At 62.7% G+C, this 18,716-nt stretch carries 20 protein-coding genes; 11 read left to right on the top strand and 9 right to left on the bottom strand.

The window, feature by feature from the left end; all coding sequences use genetic code 11:
• Positions 1–156 precede the first annotated feature (156 nt).
• Positions 157–798, bottom strand: coding sequence for a 2-dehydro-3-deoxy-phosphogluconate aldolase (locus tag SAZ10_RS22265; protein WP_318611554.1), 642 nt, complete (start codon positions 796–798; stop codon positions 157–159).
• A gap of 244 nt (positions 799–1,042) precedes the next feature.
• On the opposite strand from SAZ10_RS22265, the gene SAZ10_RS22260 reads away from it, so the two are divergent.
• The 5 genes from SAZ10_RS22260 to SAZ10_RS22240 all read left to right on the top strand — a co-directional run bounded on the left by SAZ10_RS22260 (position 1,043) and on the right by SAZ10_RS22240 (position 6,401).
• A complete protein-coding gene (locus tag SAZ10_RS22260) occupies positions 1,043–1,963 on the top strand; it encodes a rhodanese-related sulfurtransferase (protein WP_318611553.1) in 921 nt (306 codons plus the stop codon).
• Between the two features lie 170 nt (positions 1,964–2,133).
• Positions 2,134–2,871 (top strand): tellurite resistance TerB family protein, encoded by a 738-nt coding sequence (locus SAZ10_RS22255; RefSeq protein WP_318611552.1) that lies wholly within the window; start codon positions 2,134–2,136, stop codon positions 2,869–2,871.
• A gap of 307 nt (positions 2,872–3,178) precedes the next feature.
• Positions 3,179–4,480 (top strand): peptidoglycan-binding domain-containing protein, encoded by a 1,302-nt coding sequence (locus SAZ10_RS22250; protein ID WP_318611551.1) that lies wholly within the window; start codon positions 3,179–3,181, stop codon positions 4,478–4,480.
• 234 nt (positions 4,481–4,714) lie between these two features.
• The gene (locus SAZ10_RS22245; protein WP_318611550.1) at positions 4,715–5,467 is read left to right on the top strand and encodes an SDR family oxidoreductase; all 753 of its coding nucleotides are present in this window, start codon (positions 4,715–4,717) and stop codon (positions 5,465–5,467) included.
• A gap of 49 nt (positions 5,468–5,516) precedes the next feature.
• Positions 5,517–6,401 (top strand): helix-turn-helix domain-containing GNAT family N-acetyltransferase, encoded by an 885-nt coding sequence (locus SAZ10_RS22240; protein WP_318611549.1) that lies wholly within the window; start codon positions 5,517–5,519, stop codon positions 6,399–6,401.
• Here the strand turns inward: SAZ10_RS22240 and SAZ10_RS22235 are convergent.
• Genes SAZ10_RS22235 through SAZ10_RS22225 form a run of 3 tightly spaced genes read right to left on the bottom strand, consistent with a single transcriptional unit; the run spans position 6,398 to position 8,288 of the window.
• Positions 6,398–7,591 carry a pyridoxal phosphate-dependent aminotransferase gene (locus SAZ10_RS22235; protein ID WP_318611548.1) on the bottom strand — a complete coding sequence of 398 codons (1,194 nt, stop codon included), beginning with the start codon at positions 7,589–7,591 and terminating at the stop codon, positions 6,398–6,400. The genes SAZ10_RS22240 and SAZ10_RS22235 overlap by 4 nt on opposite strands.
• 11 nt (positions 7,592–7,602) lie before the next feature.
• Positions 7,603–7,992: a type II toxin-antitoxin system VapC family toxin gene (locus SAZ10_RS22230; RefSeq protein WP_318611547.1), complete on the bottom strand. Its 390-nt coding sequence runs from the start codon at positions 7,990–7,992 to the stop codon at positions 7,603–7,605.
• A complete protein-coding gene (locus tag SAZ10_RS22225; protein ID WP_318611546.1) occupies positions 7,989–8,288 on the bottom strand; it encodes a type II toxin-antitoxin system VapB family antitoxin in 300 nt (99 codons plus the stop codon). Before SAZ10_RS22225 ends, SAZ10_RS22230 begins: the two co-directional genes overlap by 4 nt.
• Before the next feature lie 70 nt (positions 8,289–8,358).
• Here SAZ10_RS22225 and SAZ10_RS22220 point away from each other — a divergent pair, with 70 nt between their 5' ends.
• Genes SAZ10_RS22220 through denD form a run of 5 tightly spaced genes read left to right on the top strand, consistent with a single transcriptional unit; the run spans position 8,359 to position 12,020 of the window.
• Positions 8,359–9,039 carry a GNAT family N-acetyltransferase gene (locus SAZ10_RS22220; protein ID WP_412535270.1) on the top strand — a complete coding sequence of 227 codons (681 nt, stop codon included), beginning with the start codon at positions 8,359–8,361 and terminating at the stop codon, positions 9,037–9,039.
• 30 nt (positions 9,040–9,069) lie between these two features.
• Positions 9,070–10,047: a cation diffusion facilitator family transporter gene (locus tag SAZ10_RS22215; protein WP_318611545.1), complete on the top strand. Its 978-nt coding sequence runs from the start codon at positions 9,070–9,072 to the stop codon at positions 10,045–10,047.
• Between the two features lie 26 nt (positions 10,048–10,073).
• Entirely contained in the window at positions 10,074–10,832 is a 759-nt protein-coding gene (locus tag SAZ10_RS22210) for an SDR family oxidoreductase (protein WP_318611544.1), read from the top strand.
• A gap of 14 nt (positions 10,833–10,846) precedes the next feature.
• Positions 10,847–11,047 (top strand): hypothetical protein, encoded by a 201-nt coding sequence (locus SAZ10_RS22205; RefSeq protein WP_318611543.1) that lies wholly within the window; start codon positions 10,847–10,849, stop codon positions 11,045–11,047.
• A gap of 1 nt (position 11,048) precedes the next feature.
• Positions 11,049–12,020, top strand: coding sequence for a D-erythronate dehydrogenase (denD, locus tag SAZ10_RS22200; protein ID WP_318611542.1), 972 nt, complete (start codon positions 11,049–11,051; stop codon positions 12,018–12,020).
• Positions 12,021–12,027: 7 nt separating this feature from the next.
• On the opposite strand, the gene SAZ10_RS22195 is transcribed toward denD, so the two are convergent.
• The 5 genes from SAZ10_RS22195 to SAZ10_RS22175 all read right to left on the bottom strand — a co-directional run bounded on the left by SAZ10_RS22195 (position 12,028) and on the right by SAZ10_RS22175 (position 16,973).
• Positions 12,028–12,663 (bottom strand): hypothetical protein, encoded by a 636-nt coding sequence (locus SAZ10_RS22195; RefSeq protein WP_318611541.1) that lies wholly within the window; start codon positions 12,661–12,663, stop codon positions 12,028–12,030.
• Between the two features lie 125 nt (positions 12,664–12,788).
• On the bottom strand, positions 12,789–14,063 hold the full coding sequence (locus SAZ10_RS22190) for a nickel/cobalt transporter (RefSeq protein WP_412535269.1): 1,275 nt from the start codon (positions 14,061–14,063) through the stop codon (positions 12,789–12,791).
• A gap of 4 nt (positions 14,064–14,067) precedes the next feature.
• Complete coding sequence (locus SAZ10_RS22185) at positions 14,068–14,727, bottom strand: DUF1007 family protein (RefSeq protein WP_318611540.1); 660 nt, start codon at positions 14,725–14,727, stop codon at positions 14,068–14,070.
• A gap of 78 nt (positions 14,728–14,805) precedes the next feature.
• Positions 14,806–15,759, bottom strand: a complete 954-nt coding sequence (locus tag SAZ10_RS22180; protein WP_318611539.1) for a LysR family transcriptional regulator — start codon at positions 15,757–15,759, stop codon at positions 14,806–14,808.
• Positions 15,759–16,973: an amidase gene (locus SAZ10_RS22175; protein ID WP_318611538.1), complete on the bottom strand. Its 1,215-nt coding sequence runs from the start codon at positions 16,971–16,973 to the stop codon at positions 15,759–15,761. The genes SAZ10_RS22180 and SAZ10_RS22175 overlap by 1 nt, the downstream gene beginning before the upstream one ends.
• 545 nt (positions 16,974–17,518) lie before the next feature.
• Here SAZ10_RS22175 and odc2 point away from each other — a divergent pair.
• The gene (gene odc2, locus SAZ10_RS22170; RefSeq protein ID WP_318611537.1) at positions 17,519–18,652 is read left to right on the top strand and encodes an ornithine/lysine decarboxylase; all 1,134 of its coding nucleotides are present in this window, start codon (positions 17,519–17,521) and stop codon (positions 18,650–18,652) included.
• Positions 18,653–18,716 lie beyond the last annotated feature (64 nt).

The following is an 18,716-nucleotide window of genomic DNA, read 5'->3' as shown; positions in this document are numbered from 1 at the left end:
GCGCAACGGAATCACAAATCCATTTTGCAAGGAATCCCCAGCCGAAGACTTATTTTCCGGCAAAATCGGCAGCTTCGACTGCCCCAAATTCCCACTGCAAATCAGCGACTTGGCAATTCTTCACGGCTGACGAATTGGCTGCTGCTCCGCGGACATCTACCGCTTCCCCAACCCAGCCGCCTCGCGCGCCAGCGCCTCGATGCGCCCCCAGTCGCCGGCCTTGACGGCGTCGTCCGGCGCCACCCAGGAGCCGCCGACGCAGATCACGTTCGGCAGCGAGAGGTAGTCGGTTGCGTTTTTGGCGGTGACCCCGCCGGTCGGACAGAAGCGGAGCCCGGCGAAGGGCGAGGCGAGCGATTTCAGGAAGGCTGCACCGCCGGCCTGCTCGGCCGGGAAGAATTTCAGGAAATCGAGCCCTTCCTCGAGCGCCGCCATCATCTCGCTCGGCGTGATCGCACCGGGCAATAGCGGCACCTCGCTGTTCTTCGCAGCCGCGAACACCTGCCTGGTGGCGCCGGGGCTCACGATGAACTTCGAGCCAGCCGCGGCCGCCTCGTCGAACTGCTTTGCAGTGAGGATGGTACCCGCGCCGACCACGGCCTCTGGCACTTCCGCGACCGCGCGGCGGATCGATTCGATCGCGGTCCTGGTGCGCATGGTGATCTCGATCACCTTCAGCCCGCCGCGGGCCAGCGCTCTTGCCAGCGGCACAGCGGTGTCGACATCGTCGATCTTCAGCACCGGGATCACCGGCTGGCCGTTCAGCAAAGCGAGGAGCTTTTCGGTTTTCGATGACATTGTCGGCTGCCTTTTGGGGAGGGGAGGTCAGGACCGCTTAGCAGAATAGCCGAGTTGCGTCCACGCGGCTGCCCGACACGACTGCAACGATTACGGGCATTCTTCACGCCATCGCCCCGGTCGGTTTTCGCGCTTGTCCGGGTAGCAAATTGCGGTCGCGCCAGTATGTTCCAATCATCCGGCCGGGCGTCAAAAAAGTCGGTTCTTGAACAAGAGCCCCCCGCGGGACTAGTTCAGAGGGATCATGACAGCTTCCCTGACCACAATCCGCGTTGCCGCGCTCTATCGCTTCTGTCGCGTCGAAGCACCGGAGCGGCTCACCAAGCCTCTCGCCGCCTTCTGCTGCGAACGCGGCATAAAGGGCACCATTCTCCTTGCGAAGGAAGGCGTCAACGGAACCATCGCCGGCTCTGTGCAAGCGGTTGACGAGTTGGTCCGCGAACTCAAGAGAATCCTGGAGACGAGCGAGATCGAGGTCAAGTTCAGCGAGGCGACCACGATGCCCTTTCACCGCACGAAGGTGCGGCTGAAGAAGGAGATCGTGACGATGGGCGTGGACAATATCGACCCGCCTGCCGATGCCGGCGCCTATGTCGAGCCCGCCGAGTGGAATGCCCTGATCTCCGATCCGGACACTGTCGTCATCGACACCCGCAATGATTACGAGGTGGCGCTCGGCTCGTTTAGGAATGCGGTCGACCCGAACACAGCGAGCTTTCGCGAATTTCCGCAATGGGTCAGTGAGAACCGCGCGTCGCTGGAAGGCCGCAAGGTGGCAATGTATTGCACCGGCGGGATCCGCTGCGAGAAGGCGACGGCCTATGTGCGCGCGCTCGGCTTCTCCGAGGTCTACCACCTGAAAGGCGGCATCCTGAAATATCTGGAGACCATGCCTCAGGCGCAAAGCCTCTGGCAGGGCGAGTGCTTCGTCTTCGACGAGCGCGTCTCCGTCACCCACGGCCTGGTCGAGGGCGAGGCCGAACTTTGCCGGGCCTGCCGGCGGCCGCTTACCGCGGAAGACCGCAAATCCGTGTTCTACAAGGAGGGTGTCTCCTGCGCCCGGTGTCATGACAAGCGCAGCGATGAGGACCGCGCCCGCTATGCCGAACGGCATCGCCAGGTGCGGCTCGCGGAACGCCGCGGCATGCGCCATATCGGCAGCTGAACCGGCTGATCTTCTTGCCGTTAAAAAAAAGGGTTTCTTAGGCGAGCTGCCGTTCTCTGCGCAGGCTTGGGAACTTTTGTCCGTGCGGACGGCAACCAGTCATTGTAATGTCGCGATGACTTCCTACGTCCCGTTCGCGCCCAACCGCGGCGCCCATAAAGGAGGCCCCGATGTTCGATCCGAAATCGCTGCTCAACGACCTTCTCGGGTCGCAGGTCCCGGGAATGGGAGGCACCGTCCGTGATGCCGGCAGCAAGGCGACCCAGCTTGCCAAGGACAATCCGCTGGCTGCCGGCGCTCTGGTGGCCGTGCTGCTCGGGACCGATACCGGACGCGAGGTCACCGGTGCGGCATTGAAACTCGGCGGCATCGCAGCGATAGGCGGCCTTGCCTACAAGGCCTGGCAGAACTACAAGAATGGCGGACATCCGGAGGAAGCGGCAAGGGATCCCGAATTGCTGCCACCACCCGCGGATACCAGCTTCCACCCCTCGCAGGCGCCGCAGGGCGAGAGCGAGTTCGCGCTGACGCTGATCAGGGCCATGATCGCGGCGGCCAACGCCGACGGTCATATCGACGACGACGAGCGCAAGAAGATCGCGGACAAGCTCGCCCTTTCGGGTATTGGTGCCGAGGCCGAGCAATTCCTCAACAGCGAGCTGCAGAAGCCGCTTTCGATCGATGAGCTGGTGGCTGCCGCACAGACCGATGCGCAGAAGCTCGAGCTCTATACGGCCAGTCGCCTTACCATCGATCCGGATACGCGTGTCGAGCGCGGCTATCTCGACCTGCTCGCCGGCCGGCTGAAGCTTCCGGATGCGCTGGTCGACCATGTCGAGGCGACCGTCTCGGCGGTGAAGTCGGCTGCGCCTGCCCAGCCTGCTCAGGCGCCCAGCTCGCCCTGGTAGCAGCCTCGCCGGAACCGTCCCCTCACAGGTCGCATTACTCCCATCGTTGACAACGGCAAACGGTTCCGCCGCCTGCCGAGCGCGGCGTAGAAGAAGTCCGGCTTCGAAGGCGCAGTATCTCATCTGAAAAAGGCGCAAGATACCAAGACAATAAGGGTATCGTTTCAGTTCGTCGAACAGGCGGGCATCAATGTTAATGTCGTCGCTTGCAGCGGAAAGCTGGTTTGCTATGAATTTCGACTAGGGGCCAGGCTTGGCCAAGTTTTAGGCATCGCCCGGCGTGCTCTGAACATTGATTTGGTGGGACATGGCGTTCGAATCTCCGACCTTGCAGGGCAGTCCACGACTTGACAGAGCCGCGGCGGGCGGCGGTTCGGTCAAGCTTGGTCCACCCCATGACGATCCGGAAGCGGTGAGACGCATCCAGAGAGGCCTGAATAAGCTTGGCTATCAGATGCCGCGATCGTTTCCCAAAGGGGACGGCCAGGAACCTGACGGCGTGTATGGCGAGGAAACGCGCCAAACGGTGTTGGATTTTCAGAAGCGGAAGTTTCCCAGCGATCCCAGTCAATGGGACGGGCGCACCGGCCCGAACACGCTGCGCGAAATGGACAGAATGCTTGCGAAGGGCGAGAAGGTTTTGCCGGGTCCTGCCCCTTTGCCTGTTCCGCCGGTCCCCAACGGGGCTTGCACTCCCAAGGACGACACGATCCCAACCGGTCCGCCCTATGACGGCATCCCAGCCGACACTATGCGAATGCTGCAACGTTCTTACCGGGAGCGCGATGGCCGCAACATGAATCTCGTCGAGGGATTCCCGGAGGACAGATATGCTCCGTGTCCGCAAGCAAAAGTCACCTTTCGAGAAGTTCTCGATACGCTGATGAAGCGCAACGGCTGGTCTGTTCTCGATGAGATGCGCAGTCGTTGCGAACTGATGGTGCCGGGCCTTTGGGGCAAGATAAGGTGGCTCCACGATGTCTACGACTTCGGCAGCTCACGCGGAATCTGGTGCTGTGTCGATCCCGATCAGATTCTGCTCTTGCGAAACCAGCTAAAGGTATCGCCAAACTTCTGCTCCGACATGATAGTCGGTCATTCGACGCATCAGAAGCATATGCGGACCGGTGAGCCGGTTCCTTCTCAATGTTATCGGGAGTTGAACAAGGTCGGCCAAGCCGGGCTGCATCTGTGCACGATGGTGGGCTCCGCCAAAGGGTCCATATTCGGCGAATGGCAGAATTTTCACATCGACCCGCATCAGATTGGCGCAGCCAAGGGCAAGAAGTGCGCTTGCTGGTATGCCAAGACGAAGCATCACTTTGGCGATGTCGGCCGCTGGTGCGTTGGATGGTTCCTCAACAATTACGGGCAGCGAACAGAAGTCAAAGCGGCCCTCTACGTGCTCGATGTCGATCCTAAGAATGAAGAGCAAGCTTATCAGAAGCTGATGCAGGTTGTGGGGGACTATGACACCCTGGTGGATATGGCCGACCATCCCGGACAGTACAGCCGCCCGTGGGACCCGAAAAGGACTGCCGTGTTGGCGTTGGCTCGCCTGTATAAAGAACTCTACCTCGCATTCATGGCGCCGCAGTATGATCCATGAGCAAGATGGCTGCGCCATCGGCCAGCGCAATGTTGCGGCCCGCTGACACGTTAACGGATCGCTAACCTGGAAAAGGCAGAATAGGCTCAGTCGGATCGGCGTTTCTCCTCCCAAGGCCGATTCTGATTCGAGGGCGGTCGCCAATGGCCGCCCTTTTTGCATGGCGCTTGCCTCCCTCGTCTGCATCTGCGATGCCAACTCTCTACTCGCATCGTGTTTCAGGGAGGATCAGTCATGGCCGCGAAAACCGCTATCGTCACAGGGGCCGGTTCGGGCATCGGCAAGGCGACGGCGACCGCGCTGCTGAAAGCCGGGTGGAATACCGTCTTTGCCGGACGCCGGCAGGCGCCGCTCGATGAGGCAGTCCAGGCGGCCGGCAGCACAGATGCAAAGGCGCTGGCGTTTGCTGCCGACGTGACGAAAGCCGACGAGGTCGACCGGCTGTTCGACCGTGCGGTGAAGGAGTTCGGCCGGGTCGACCTGTTGTTCAACAATGCCGGACGCGGCTTCAAGACGACGCTGATCGACGAGCTGCCGGTCGATGTCTGGAACGATGTGGTCGCGGTCAATCTCACAGGCTCGTTCCTTTGCGCCCGCGCCGCCTTCCGCGTCATGCGAGCCCAGTCGCCCCAGGGCGGACGCATTATCAACAACGGCTCCATCTCGGCTCATGCGCCGCGGCCAGGCTCCGTGCCCTACACGGCGACCAAGCATGCGATCACCGGCCTCACAAAGACGCTGGCGCTCGACGGGCGCCCCTTCGACATTGCCTGCGGGCAGATCGATATCGGCAATGCGCTGACCGACATGGCGGCGTCGATGACGACCGGCATGCCGCAGGCCAATGGCTCGATTGCCGTCGAGCCGGTCATGGATGTGCAGCGCGTCGCGGACGCAGTGGTCTACATGGCGAGTCTGCCGCTCGACGCCAACGTGCTGTTCCTCACCGTGATGGCGAGCAAGATGCCGTTTGTCGGGCGGGGGTAAGGGGCTGCGAAGACTTGCCAAGGGGTAATTATCTGACTAATGTCAGAGAATGGACGAGCAGCAAATCCGGCAGGTTCGCAGCTTCAATCGCCTCGTGACCCAGCGCATCGGAGCGCTGGAGGACAGCTATCTCTCCCGCGGCCGTCCGCTTGGCGAAGCGCGGGTCATTTTCGAGATCGGCAGTTCAGCCGGCATCGATCTACGCGCATTGCGCCAGAAGCTCGGCCTCGATTCCGGCTATCTCAGCCGGCTGATGCGTTCGCTCGAGGTGGAGGGGCTGATCGAGGTGCGCAAGAGCCCGATCGACGGTCGGGTCCGCCACGTCAGCCTGACCAGAGCAGGTCAGGCGGAATATGCCAGCTATGACAGGCTGTCGGACGAGCTTGCCGAGTCGATCCTCGCCCCCCTCGACGCGGCCCGTCGCGAGCAGCTGATCGCTGCCATGGCCGAGGTGGAGCGGCTTCTCGGTGCCGACCCGATCGAGCTGTCACTGGAGCAGGCAGCGAGTGCGGACGCTCGTTGGTGTCTCGGCCAATATTTCGCCGAATTGGACGAGCGATTCGAAAACGGCTTCGACCAGACCCTCGGCAACAATCTGACGGAGGCCGAGATGACGCCTCCGGCAGGCTACCTGATCCTGGCGCGGCTCGCCGGCCGGCCGGTCGGATGCGGTGCGCTGAAGCGGCTTTCAGCAGATGCCGGCGAGATCAAGCGCGTCTGGGTAGCGCATCAGATGCGCGGCAAACGGGTCGCGAGCAGGCTGATGGACGAACTCGAAGCGCTGGCGCGGAAGGCTGGTTTCCACACGGTCAAGCTCGACACCAACAAGGCGCTCACGGAGGCCCACGCACTATATCGCAAGCGCGGGTACCGCGAGATCGAGCGCTACAACGACAATCCCTACGCGCATCACTGGTTCGAGAAACGGCTTTAGCTGGCGGCCTTCTCGAGAAAGTTCTTTACCCTCTCCAGCGCCCGCAAGATGTTCTCTTCCGAATTGGCGTAGGAGAGGCGGATATAGCCCTCGCCGAGCACGCCGAAATCCGGGCCGCCGATCAGCGCCACGCCGGTCTCCTCGAGCAGTGCGGAGGCGAGCTTCTTTGCCTTCCAGCCCGTCGCGGAAATGTTGGGGAAGGTGTAGAAGGCGCCCTTGGGCGTGATGCAGGAGATGCCCGGCAGCGCGTTCAGTCCTTCGACCACGACCTTTCGCCGACGGTCGAAGGCGCGCATCATCTTCTCGACATCGTCTTGCGGCCCGTCGATCGCGGCAATCCCGGCATATTGGCTCGGCGCGTTAACGCAGGACCAGCAGTTCACCGCCAGCTTGCGCACCTTGTCGTAAAGCCTGCCGCTCTCTTCCGAGTTCGGCCAGATCGACCAGCCCATGCGCCAGCCGGTCATCGCCCAGGTCTTCGACCAGCCGTTGAGGATGATCAGCCGTTCGCGGATCTCGGGGAATTGCAGCAGCGAGCAATGCTTCTCGCCGTCATAGGTCATGACGTCGTAAATCTCGTCCGAGAGGATCGCGACCTCAGGGTGAGCGGCGAGGCCCTTCACCAGCTTCTCGATCTCGGCGCGGGGCGTCACGCCACCGGTCGGGTTGGCGGGCGAGTTGAGGATAAGGAGGCGCGTTTGCGGCGTGATCAGCGAGAGCGTCTCCTCGGCCGAAAAGGCGAAGCCGTTCGCCTCGCGGATCGGCACCGGCACGGGCCGCGCTCCCGTGTACTCGATCATGGAGCGGTAGATCGGGAAGCCCGGATCCGGATAGAGAATGTCGACGCCCGGCTCGCCGAACATGACGATCGCCGCATACATGGTCGGCTTGCCGCCGGGCAGGATCATCACATTCTCCGGCGATACCTCGGCGCCGGTAGTGGCGAGGGTTCGGCGCACAACCGCCTCGCGCGTGGCGAGCAATCCGGTCGCTGGCGTATAGCCATGATGGCCGTCGCGCAACGCTTTGATCGCGGCCTCGACGATGTGCGGCGGCGTTTTGAAATCGGGCTGGCCGATGCCGAGATTGATGATGTCCTTGCCCTCGGCGGCAAGTGCCGTTGCGCGCGCAAGAACTGCGAAGGCATTTTCTTCGCCGATGCGATCGAAGGCTGCAATTGTATGGAGCATTTTGGATCCCGTCAGGCCAAGGCCGGAGTGATATCGGTGTGGCGAAAGTCTTCGCCAGAAAAGAGGAGCGGCATTTCACGATATTTCGCAACTGCGTAAACAAGGCAGTCGCCGAAATTAAGTTGGGCACGGTGGCCGGAGCCCTTGCCGTATTTGCGGGCCGCCATAACGGCCATTTCCCGCTGCTCAGGCTCGATTCCAGCAACGGCCACACCGCCTCTCACTGAGAACGCGTCAAGCCAAGCCATCCGCTGCGGGCCCAGTCGATGAAGCAGACCGAATTCCACAAAGCAGGATAGCGGGATCAAAACAAACGGCCGATCCGCGATGACCCGGTCGAATTCTTCGTAACCCGGCTCGGCAAGGAAGAGGCGTGTGAGCGCTGAGGTATCGACAATCACGTATTGTCTCGCGGGTCCCGATTGTCGGGCCTGTCAAGATAATCGTAGAGAGCTTTCCTCTCACGTTCGACCTCCTCCCATGTGGGCTTTGGATCCGGGGGAGGATATTTCTCGCGAAGCTCGCGCATGAACTGAATACGTCGGCGGATTTCCTCTTCCGATACCTTCTGCTCGTTCTGGCCCAACGCTTCCGCCGACACCAACCTGCGCACCACCGCACTTGGTCCTTCGCCGGTGCGCCGGCCGATCTTGCGGATGAGCTCCTCTGTCGTCTTGTTCCTTATGGTGATAGCCATTTGGCTCAATCTCCACTCTGACGGAAGCATATATTGCTATGCAGCCATCCTCAAGCTGACGAGATCCCTGATGACCGACCTGTCCAACTGGCAGCCCCGTCCTCGGCCCGAGCGCATCGTGCTCGAAGGCCGCTACGTGCGGCTGGAGCCGCTCAGCGCCGCAGAGCATGGCGACGGGCTCTACGAAGCGTCGACAGTTGCAGATGCTGCGGAGCGCTTTCGCTGGCTGCCGGACTTTCCACCGGAAAGCCGGGCCGCCTTCCAGCCCTGGCTCGACAAGGCTGAGGCAAGCGGGGATCCGCTCTTCTTTGCCGTCATCGACAATGCAAGCGGCAAGATCGCCGGACGGCAGACGCTGATGCGGATCGATGCCGCCAACGGCGTCATGGAGATCGGCAACATCTATTGGGGGCCGCTGGTTTCACGGAAACCCGCGGCGACCGAAGCACATTTCCTGTTCATGCAATATGCGTTCGACGGGCTGGGCTACCGGCGCTGGGAATGGAAGTGCAACAATCGCAACGAGCCGTCGAAGCGCGCGGCGGAACGCTTCGGCTTCAGCTTCGAAGGCATTTTCCGCCAGCATATGATCGTCAAGGGCGAGAACCGCGACACCGCCTGGTATTCGATTCTCGACAAGGAATGGCCGGCCGTGAAGCAAGCCTATGAGGGCTGGCTCGATCCAGGCAATTTTGATAGTGACGGAAACCAGAAGCGCCGGCTGGAAGACTTTCGTAAGTCATTGGAGTGAAAGGTTATTTCGTTACAGGAAGGGCTGTTCATGGCGAACGCCTCCCATCATGCGAGCCACAGCCATGATCACAACCACGATCATGACGACGGAGCTCATTCGCATGGCCACCAGCACGGGCCGGGCCACGTCCATGTCGGCACCGACAAGACGCGGGTTCTGATCGCGGCCTGCCTCACGGGCGGCTTCATGGTCGCTGAAGCGCTCGGCGGCTGGCTGACAGGATCGCTGGCGCTGGTGGCGGATGCCGGTCATATGCTCACCGACACGGTATCGCTGTTGCTCGCCTGGTATGCCTTCAAGATCTCGGATCGCCCGGGCAATGCGCAGCTCACCTACGGCTTCGATCGGGTGAAGACGCTGGTCGCCTATACCAACGGTGTCGCCATTTTCGCGATCGCGCTGTGGATCTGCTACGAGGCGGTCGTGCGCTTCATCGAGCCGACGCAGGTGCTCGCCGGCCCGATGCTGTGGGTCGCGTCGGCTGGGCTCTGCGTCAACATCGCGGCTTTCTTCGTGCTGCACGGCGGTGACCGTGAGGGCCTCAACATGCGCGGCGCGATCCTGCATGTCGTGGGCGACCTGCTCGGCTCCGTCGCGGCGATCGCTGCGGCCTTGATCATACTTGCGACCGGTTGGATGCCGGCGGACCCGATCCTCTCCGTGCTGGTCGCGGTGCTGATCCTTGGCTCGGCCTGGAGGCTGATGCGGGACGCCGCCCATGTGCTGCTCGAAGGCGCGCCGCCCGAACTCGACCGCGAGGGCATCGCAAGCGACCTCGTGAAGAACATCGCGGGTCTGCGCGAAATCCATCACGTGCATCTATGGTCGCTCGACGGTTCGCGGACCATGGCGACATTGCATGTTTGCCTTGCGGAGGGCGCCGACTCCAATATCGTGGTACGCGAGGTGAAAGCTCGGCTCGCGACAGAATTCAGCATCACGCACGCGACCGTCGAACCGGAATATGGACATTGCGCCGACGCCGGGCTCGCTCATCCACATTGAACCAACAGCGCAATTTGGGGAAACGCATGACAGGCAGGTTGCAGGGCAAGATCGCGGTCGTCACGGCTGCAGGGCAGGGAATCGGGCGGGCAATCGCCGAGCAGTTCCTCGCCGAGGGCGCAATCCTCCATGCGTCCGATGTGGACGCCGCCAAGCTGGAAGGACTCCATGCCGCCGACAAGACAAAGCTCGACGTGCTGTCCACGGAGGCTGTCGAGGCCTATGCGGCCAGGATCGGCAAGATCGACATCCTCGTCAACGTCGCAGGCTATGTGCATCACGGCACGGTTTTGACCACGTCGGAGAAGGACTGGGACTTTTCCTTCGACCTGAACGTCAAGTCCATGCATCGTACGATCCGCGCCTTCCTGCCGGGCATGCTGGAGCGAGCAAAGCAAACGGGCAAGACATGCTCGATCGTCAATATCTCGTCTGGCGCGTCGTCGGTCCGCGGCATTCCCAACCGCTACGCCTACGGCGCCAGCAAGGCGGCTGTCATCGGGCTCACGAAGTCGGTCGCGGCCGACTTCATCCGTGACGGCATTCGCTGCAACGCGATCGCGCCGGGCACCTTCCGCTCGCCGTCATGGGAGGACCGTGTCGAGACGCTCGGCAAGGAATGGGGCAGCAAGGAAAAGGCGCTGGAGATGTTCGTCTCACGCCAGCCGATGGGCCGCGTTGCCGATGCCGCCGAGATCGCGCCGATCACGGTCTATCTGGCGGCGGACGAGTCCGCCTTTTGCACCGGCACGGTGATGTCGGTCGACGGCGGCTTCGCGCTCTGATGGCCGCAGAACCGATGGACAGGAGCACCCGCAACGCCGCTATCGCAGCGGCCATCTTCGTGATCGGCTTCGGGATCCTTGCCTTTTACCTGCCGACCATCATGCTTGCTGTCGGCGAATATTCCACCGTCGCGGCCGGCGTCATCGCGGTGGCGTTCGTGGCGGCGTTCTTCCTCATTCTTTGGCTGCGCGCCCGCAGCCAGCGCGGAGACTGACATGCGAATACTGATCACGGGAGCGGCCGGAATGATCGGCCGCAAGCTCACCGAGCGGCTGGTCAAGCTTGGAAAACTGGCTGGTCGGCCCATCACGGCGCTCGACCTGAGCGACGTCACTCCGGCGCTGGCGCCTCCGGCGCAGGGCATCAAGATAAGATCCCGTGTCGGAGATATCTCGATGCCGGGGATCGTCGACGCCCTGATCGAGAAACGGCCCTCGATCGTCTTTCATCTAGCAGGCGTCGTATCGGGCGAGGCGGAATCCAATTTCGATCTCGGCTACCGCGTCAACCTCAACGGGACGCGGGCGCTCTTCGACGCGATCCGACTGGCAGGCTACGGGCCGCGCGTCGTCTATACCTCATCGATCGCCGTTTTCGGCGCGCCTTTCCCGGATGTCATCGATGACGATTTCCAGCAGACGCCGCTCACCTCCTACGGCACCCAGAAGCTGATCGGCGAGCTGATCCTCAGCGATTATACACGGCGCGGCTTCCTCGATGGCATAGGCATCCGCCTGCCGACCATCTGCGTGCGGCCCGGCAAACCGAACAAGGCGGCGTCGGGCTTCTTCTCCGGCATCATCCGCGAACCGCTCGCCGGCCTTGAAGCGGTTCTGCCGGTGCCGAAGAGCGTGGTGCACACGCATGCGAGCCCCCGCTCCGCGATCGGATTCCTGGTTCATGCGGCGGAGATCGACGGCGCTGCCGTCGGTCCGCGCCGCAACATCACCATGCCCGGCGTCGGCGTTTCGGTCGGAGAACAGATCGAGTCGCTCAGGCGCGTCGCCGGCGACGACGTCATCAAGCTCATCCGCGAAGAGCCCGACGAGACAATCTGGAAGATCGTGCAGAACTGGCCGACGCGTTTCAACGCGAGCCGGGCGCGCGAACTCGGCTTCAAGGCCGAGGAGAGCTTCGACGAGATCGTGCGCGCCCATATCGAGGACGAGCTTGGCGGGAAGATCTAGACGCGGCCTATTGGAACCTCGCAATCCCGGCCTGGACCAGCTTCTCGCTGGCCTGACCGAAGGCGCGTCCAAGTGCCTCGTCGGCGAATTGCTTGGCGGCGCTTTCGAAGCGGACGCCCATCGTCACCAGATCGCTACCACTCAATTCCTCGCGCCACCACGGTGGCGGCGGAACAGGCCTTGGGAATTTGAGCTTGAAGTTGTTGCCGCACAGCTCGTCCACATAACGGAGCACGCGTCCGCCGACGATGATGATGCCGTGCTCCTCGCCTTGCTGCGGCAGCCAGTCCGCGATCCCCTGAGCAAACGCCGCGCGCTCCATGAGTTCGTCGGCAAGAGCCGTGGCGAAGACGATGTGGGGCGGAAGAGGCTGCGGATTGAGGGTCATCAAGGACAGAGGGTCGCCGCCAAAGAGGTCCCACAGCTCCGGATGCCGCTCGGCGATGATGTAGAGCAGCCAGGGATCGGGATGCGGACCAAACCTTGCGCTTCGGGCCAAAGCCGCCCGAACTATCGGGTCCCAAGGTCCCGGCCGCCGCTGCTCGTCGGGGTTGGGGTAACTGCCCAGCAGGTCGCGCACGAAGGAGACGAACAAGTCGCGCGAAACGCCATCTGACGAAACAGAGGAGGAAATATTGTGCATTGTGGGCCTCCCAAGGCTGGTCCCCCGCGCGAACGACGCGTTGTGACAAACAACCTATAGGTGGCTTGCGCATGAACGCTGTGGGAAATCCCACAACGGCGGAACGGGTATCTGCGGCGTCGTTCCTATACCGTCAGGCTTGCCGTCAAAAGCAGCAGCCCGACGACCAGTACGAAGGCTGCGCCGAGGATCTCGATTGCCGTGTGGATATGGCTGCCGATGCGGCCATTGCCGGCGAGCATTACCGCCCAGTTCTTGGCTGTCACGGCAATGGTGGCAAGGATCGCAACGGTGATCCCCGTGCCGACTGCCATCGCCATCACCGATAAGATGCCACCGGCCCACAGGCCATTGAGAAAAGCGAAGGAAAGCACGATCAGCGCACCGGAGCAGGGCCTGAGGCCGACGGCGACAAGGGCCGACCAGGCCGTCCTCCAGTCGAAGCGATCGCCGGAAAGCAGAGCAGGGTCGGGCGCATGCGAATGGCCGCAAGTCTCGCACACCTCGCCGTCGCCATGGACGTGATCATGATCGTGCGAATGGCCGCGAAATGCCTGCGATAGCCCGGTCAAAATCGAGGTCGATGAATTGGCGGCGTGCGTGTGAGCGCTGTGGTCGTGATCGGCATGGGAGTGGTCGTGGACGCCATGCCGGTGCACTGCTGCTGCCCTGGCCGCTTGCGTTTCAGCCGAATGGCGGTGTGCATGATCGTGCATGTCATGGTCAGAATCATCGTCAACGTCGTGATCGTGCTCATGGTCATGCGCGCCGTGATCGTGATGGTGATCGTGATGCGCATGGCCGTGCGGGTGCGCGGGCGCAGCAGCCGAAAGGCTGTGCGCGGGCCGGCCGCGGAATAGCGGCGCCACCTTCTTCCAGAGCAGCCAGGCGCCGAACGCCGTGATAAGCGCATAGCTCGCCACTTCGAGGAACCATGTCGCGTCGGTCATCGAAATCGATGTGCCGCGCAGCACGAGGAAGACGAGCGTCATCAACACGATCGCCGTCAGTGCCTGGAGGAAGGCCGAGATGAAGGAAAGCAGTATGCCGCGCCTCAGCGCGACCTCGTTGGCGAGCATGTAGGACGAGATCACCGCCTTGCCGTGCCCTGGTCCGGCGGCATGGAAGATGCCGTAGGCGAAGGAAAGGCCGGCCAGCAGCCACAGCTTGCTGCCGTCGGTGCGCATCGCCTTGAGAGCGCCGGTCAGCGATCGATAGAACTGCTGCTGATAGAAATTGATCAGGTTGAACCAGTGGGCAAACACGCCGGTCGAGGGCAGCGTCGCCTCGTTCGTGCCGATCCCCAGCGAACTCTGAGCCTGTGCGTGCGGCATGAAATGCGCCGCTGCAAGGGCAATGGCAAGCGTGGCAAGCGCAGTTCGGATCAGGGCCCTGTTCACGGGATCACCTCTTGGCTTTGCAGTTGAGCTCGAGCTTGGTCGCGAAAATCTTGCTCAAATCGGTGCCGGCCGGGTCGTTGAAGAAGGCGTCGGTCAGCGTCTTCTGGTTCTGGGCGATGGCCGTATCGGGATCGGGCCGGATCACTTCGCGCGTGCAGTCGGCCGGCATCGGATCGACCCTCATATGGTCGTCCTCGGTGAAGTCGATCGCCGTATAGAAGGTCGGGTCGTAGATGCCGAAATCGATCTTGCCCGAAAGCTTCAAGGGCTCGGCCGGCTCCGATTCGAACAGGATCAGCAACTGGTCGTTCTCGTAATTCGCCATCAGCTTCGCCGGCGGCTTCATCTTGACGTCCTTGCCGTCGACGGTGACGAGTTGGAAGTAATTGTACTCCGCCAGCGAATCAAAGACCGTCTTCGACACCTCCTCCAGTTCGCTGTCGTCGAGCTTCAGGTCGGAGTTCTTGTCGAACTCCATCAGCACGGTCGAGGAAAAAACGTCGTCGAAGCGCCAGACATGGCGCAGCGCCTTCACGGTCTCGTCGGGATTGACCATCACGTCGAGACGGGCCTCGGCGAAGACATGTGGATGCACGCTGGCGGGGCCTGTCGTGGCCAACATTACAGCGACAGCCAGCATCGCCGTTCGCGTGCGAATTCGCATAATTGAAGATTGTCCCACGGTTTTTGGTGGCTGCAAAAGGCTACAGGAACGGGGCGAAATTGGGACCCGCTCGCCGAATTAGAGCGGGCCGGTCGCGACGGTATCGCGCGCCGACGCTTTTGCCGCCGGCTCGGCCGGACAGGGGAATTTCTTGAACCACTGAACCAGGAAGTCGACGAACACCCGGACTTTGGCCGGGAGGTAGCGGCGATGCGGGTAGACGGCGAAGATGCCTCCCCCCGTGGGCATGCGGTCGTTGAGCACGGAAATGAGCCTGCCCTGCTCGATATCGGCCGCCGCGACGAAGCCGGGCAGGATGGCGAAGCCGAGGCCCGCTACCGCCGCCGCCCGAGCAGCCATCGGACTGTTCACCTCGATCGGACCGGAGACGGACACGCTCGTCAGCTCGCTGTCGTCGCCGATAAAGGGCCAGTTGGAGAGCCAGCGGCCGTTGGTGTCGATGATGCAGGGCTTGTCGGCCAGGTCGCGCGGGTGTCGGGGCTCGCCATATTTCTCGAGCAGCTCGGGTGAGGCGCAGAGCTGCATCGAGAAAGGCGCGAGCCGGCGCGCAATCAGCGAGGAGCTCTCCAGCCGCGTGATGCGGATCGCGAGATCGAAGCCTTCCTCGACGAGGTCGACGAAGCGATCGTCGAGGTCGATCTCGAGCACGATGTCAGGATGTTCCAGGGCAAAGTCGATGAGCGAGCGCCCGATTGGCGCGTCGGCAAAAGTGCGCGGGGCGGAGAGCTTGATACGCCCGCGCACGTCGCCCGACGATTCACGCACGGAGTCGGCAAGATTGTCGATCTCCCGGACGATCTCCGTCGCCCGCCTGTAGTAGGTATGTCCGGCCTCGGTCAGCGAGAATTGCCGCGTGGTGCGGTTGAGGAGCAGCGCGCCGAGTTCATCCTCCAGCTCGCGGACATACTTGGAGAGCAGCGCCTTGGAGCGGCCGATCTTGCGGGCGGCGGCCGAGAAGCCTTCGGCCTCCACGACGTCGATGAAGGCACGCATCCGGGTTAGCGTATCCATCAATTTTCCTCCCGTCTTGCAGCATCGAGAATGCGCCGGCCGAGCCTGATCAGCGCGATGTCGCTGCCGGCCGGACCGAGCAGCGAGAGGCCGAACGGCGCGCCGTGCACCTCGCCGACCGGCAGCGTGATCTGCGGGAAGCCCGAGAGCGGCGCAAGGCAGAGCAGCCTCAGCGCTCGCTCGCGATAGGCCTGCATGTCTTCGCGTGTAGCGTCCTTGAGCGGCGCGGCGCCTGGCACGGTAGGCATGACGATAAAGCCATCCTTGCCGAGCAGCTCGGCAAGCTCGGCGCGGAAAGCGATCCGGCGCACCGCCTCGGCATGCACAATCTTGTCGTCGACCGTCGCACCGAAATCGAATCGGTCCTTGGTGTCGGGGCCGAGCTGTCTGGGTTTCGCCTTCAGCCACTCGCCATGGCATTTCCATGCCTCGCGCGCCTGCAGCCTGCGGAAGCACCAGTAGAGCTCGTCGATGCTCGCATGAAAGGGCGATTCCAGCGTCTCCTCGCCGGTCACGCTGCGGACGATGTTCCTGGAGCGCTCGTATGCCCCAGCCTCGTCCTTGCCGAGCACGAGGGCATCGAGCCGCGCGATCACGATGGGCCGCTTGAGAGCGCTGCGATGCGGGTCACGGCCGAGCAGGATACGCCCGACCGCCTCATAGGCCTCGATGTCCTCGGCAAACCAGCCGAATGTGTCGAATGAGGGAGCGAGCGGCATTGCCCCGTCGAGCGGGATCCGGCCATGCGTGCTGCGCAGGCCGATCAGGCCGCAGAAGCTTGCCGGCGCACGGATCGAGCCACCGGTGTCGGAGCCGACCGCGATATCGGCGAGCCGGCCGGCGACGGCGGCGGCCGAGCCGGAGGAGGAGCCGCCGGTCACGCGATCGGGCGCGGCCGGGTTGACGGGAGACGGGAAGTGCACGTTGATTCCCATGAGCGAATAGGCGAGCTCGTCGGTCTGCGTTTTGCCGGCGAATCGCGCGCCGGCTTCGAGCAGTGTCTTCACGGCAGGCATCGTCCGCGACGCAGGCTTTGCCTCCGCAAATTTCTCGGGATTGCCGCAGCCTGTCCTGTAGCCGAGTACGTCGAAGATGTCCTTCACGCCAAGCCTGAGCCCTGCAAGCAGGCCGGATTCCTTCGACAGAACAGGCACTTGGTCCAAGTCGAGGAATGCGTTCAAGCGATCGCGCGTGCCCACTCTTTGGTTCGACATCGTTCAAGCCCCGGAAACGATCTTTCCAGCTTTGTTCAGTGATCGCATTTTTTCAAGCTGGGGCGAGTTTTTAATTGATTGTGAAGCCGTCCGCCCTTATATCGCGCATGCCCAAAGTCGCACGTGCCTGTGGGCGTCCCCCGAACCTCGAAATGGCGAGGCAATCGGGACGGTACCCGGGAAGTAACGAGCCCGGTCGGTTCAGCGGCCAACCGCCGATCCGAGGACGTCTTGAAGCAACGACGGTGCGGGCCTTTCTGGTGTCAGCCGGTTGTCCATAGACCGGGGTTACTAAAGAGGCACACCTTCATTGCCGGCAGTGCGGAGAGGTCCATCCAATCCAAAGCTGAGGCAGACAAAGCGAGCTTAAGCCGCAAGGCTTCTGCTCATCGCCGCGAGACGGCATCTCATGGTTCCGGGGTCTCCACCGGCTGGTTCCATGCGATCGTTGTCCCGCCTTTGTCCACCGCGCGAACCGCCGGGGAGGGATCCCGTGTCGCGCAGCCTTACTGAAGCGCGGTGTACCCCGCGCCTTGGAGAGACCGATGGCAACTCAACGCATCCTCGATTTCCTCGCAACCCGACGTCCAAACGGGCCTTGCCTCGTCGTAGACCTCGACGTCGTGCGCGACAATTTTCGCGCCTTCGAGAAGGCGCTTCCTGATTCCAGGATCTACTATGCGGTGAAGGCGAACCCTGCGCCCGAGATCCTGCGCCTGCTTGCCTCTATGGGGTCGTCCTTCGACACGGCGAGCGTCGCCGAGATAGAGATGGCGCTCGAGGCCGGAGCCACGTCCGACCGCATCTCCTACGGCAACACGATCAAGAAGGAGCGCGACATCGCGCGCGCCTATGAGCTCGGCATCCGTCTCTTCGCCGTCGACTCGAAGGAGGAGGTGGAGAAGATCGCGCGCGTTGCGCCCGGCACGCGTGTGTTCTGCCGCGTTTTGACCGATGGCGAGGGCGCCGAGTGGCCGCTGTCGCGCAAGTTCGGCTGCGTGCCGGCGATGGCCGTTGATGTGCTGCGCCATGCGAAGAAGCTCGGCCTCGACGCCTACGGCGTATCCTTCCATGTCGGCTCGCAGCAGACCGACCTCTCGGCCTGGGACCGTGCGCTCAGCGATGCCAAGCGCGTCTTCGCCCGGCTTGCCGAGGAAGGCATCGTCCTGAAGATGGTCAACATGGGCGGCGGTTTCCCGACCCGCTACCTGAAGGACGTGCCGGTGGCGGAAGCCTATGGCCGCGCGATCTTCTCGGCGCTCAAGAAGCACTTCGGCAATGCTCTGCCCGAGACCATCATCGAGCCGGGCCGCGGCATGGTTGGGAATGCCGGCGTCATCAAGTCGGAAGTCGTGCTGATCTCCAACAAGGCCGACAACGACAATGTGCGCTGGGTCTATCTCGATATCGGCAAGTTCGGTGGTCTCGCAGAGACCATGGACGAGGCGATCCGCTACCCGATCGTGACCGCGCGCGACAGCGACGAGAAGGCGCCCTGCGTGCTCGCGGGCCCGACCTGCGATTCGGCCGACGTCATGTACGAGAAGACGCCGTACCCGCTGCCGCTGTCGCTCACGATTGGCGACGAGGTGCTGATCGAGGGAACGGGCGCCTATACGACCACCTACGCCTCGGTCGCCTTCAACGGCTTCGAGCCGCTCCGATCCTACGTGATCTGACAGTTCGCAAGAGCTGTCGGATCACCCCGCTCGCCGGCGTCCTGCCGGCGACGGGTTCGCTCGT

The sequence above is a fragment of the Mesorhizobium sp. BAC0120 genome (assembly GCF_033542235.1).
Taxonomy (GTDB): domain Bacteria; phylum Pseudomonadota; class Alphaproteobacteria; order Rhizobiales; family Rhizobiaceae; genus JAWRCU01.
The sequence above is the reverse complement of the archived record's forward strand: the minus strand, read 5'-3'. Positions and strand labels throughout refer to the sequence as shown.

Excerpts from the sequence above, each read along its gene's own strand:
- SAZ10_RS22265 (WP_318611554.1), bottom strand. The coding sequence starts at position 798 with ATGTCATCGAAAACCGAAAAGCTCCTCGCTTTGCTGAACGGCCAGCCG.
- SAZ10_RS22260 (WP_318611553.1), top strand. The coding sequence starts at position 1,043 with ATGACAGCTTCCCTGACCACAATCCGCGTTGCCGCGCTCTATCGCTTC.
- SAZ10_RS22255 (WP_318611552.1), top strand. The coding sequence starts at position 2,134 with ATGTTCGATCCGAAATCGCTGCTCAACGACCTTCTCGGGTCGCAGGTC.
- SAZ10_RS22250 (WP_318611551.1), top strand. The coding sequence starts at position 3,179 with ATGGCGTTCGAATCTCCGACCTTGCAGGGCAGTCCACGACTTGACAGA.
- SAZ10_RS22245 (WP_318611550.1), top strand. The coding sequence starts at position 4,715 with ATGGCCGCGAAAACCGCTATCGTCACAGGGGCCGGTTCGGGCATCGGC.
- SAZ10_RS22240 (WP_318611549.1), top strand. The coding sequence starts at position 5,517 with ATGGACGAGCAGCAAATCCGGCAGGTTCGCAGCTTCAATCGCCTCGTG.
- SAZ10_RS22235 (WP_318611548.1), bottom strand. The coding sequence starts at position 7,591 with ATGCTCCATACAATTGCAGCCTTCGATCGCATCGGCGAAGAAAATGCC.
- SAZ10_RS22225 (WP_318611546.1), bottom strand. The coding sequence starts at position 8,288 with ATGGCTATCACCATAAGGAACAAGACGACAGAGGAGCTCATCCGCAAG.
- SAZ10_RS22220 (WP_412535270.1), top strand. The coding sequence starts at position 8,359 with ATGACCGACCTGTCCAACTGGCAGCCCCGTCCTCGGCCCGAGCGCATC.
- SAZ10_RS22215 (WP_318611545.1), top strand. The coding sequence starts at position 9,070 with ATGGCGAACGCCTCCCATCATGCGAGCCACAGCCATGATCACAACCAC.
- SAZ10_RS22210 (WP_318611544.1), top strand. The coding sequence starts at position 10,074 with ATGACAGGCAGGTTGCAGGGCAAGATCGCGGTCGTCACGGCTGCAGGG.
- SAZ10_RS22205 (WP_318611543.1), top strand. The coding sequence starts at position 10,847 with ATGGACAGGAGCACCCGCAACGCCGCTATCGCAGCGGCCATCTTCGTG.
- denD (WP_318611542.1), top strand. The coding sequence starts at position 11,049 with ATGCGAATACTGATCACGGGAGCGGCCGGAATGATCGGCCGCAAGCTC.
- SAZ10_RS22195 (WP_318611541.1), bottom strand. The coding sequence starts at position 12,663 with ATGCACAATATTTCCTCCTCTGTTTCGTCAGATGGCGTTTCGCGCGAC.
- SAZ10_RS22185 (WP_318611540.1), bottom strand. The coding sequence starts at position 14,727 with ATGCGAATTCGCACGCGAACGGCGATGCTGGCTGTCGCTGTAATGTTG.
- SAZ10_RS22180 (WP_318611539.1), bottom strand. The coding sequence starts at position 15,759 with ATGGATACGCTAACCCGGATGCGTGCCTTCATCGACGTCGTGGAGGCC.
- SAZ10_RS22175 (WP_318611538.1), bottom strand. The coding sequence starts at position 16,973 with ATGTCGAACCAAAGAGTGGGCACGCGCGATCGCTTGAACGCATTCCTC.
- odc2 (WP_318611537.1), top strand. The coding sequence starts at position 17,519 with ATGGCAACTCAACGCATCCTCGATTTCCTCGCAACCCGACGTCCAAAC.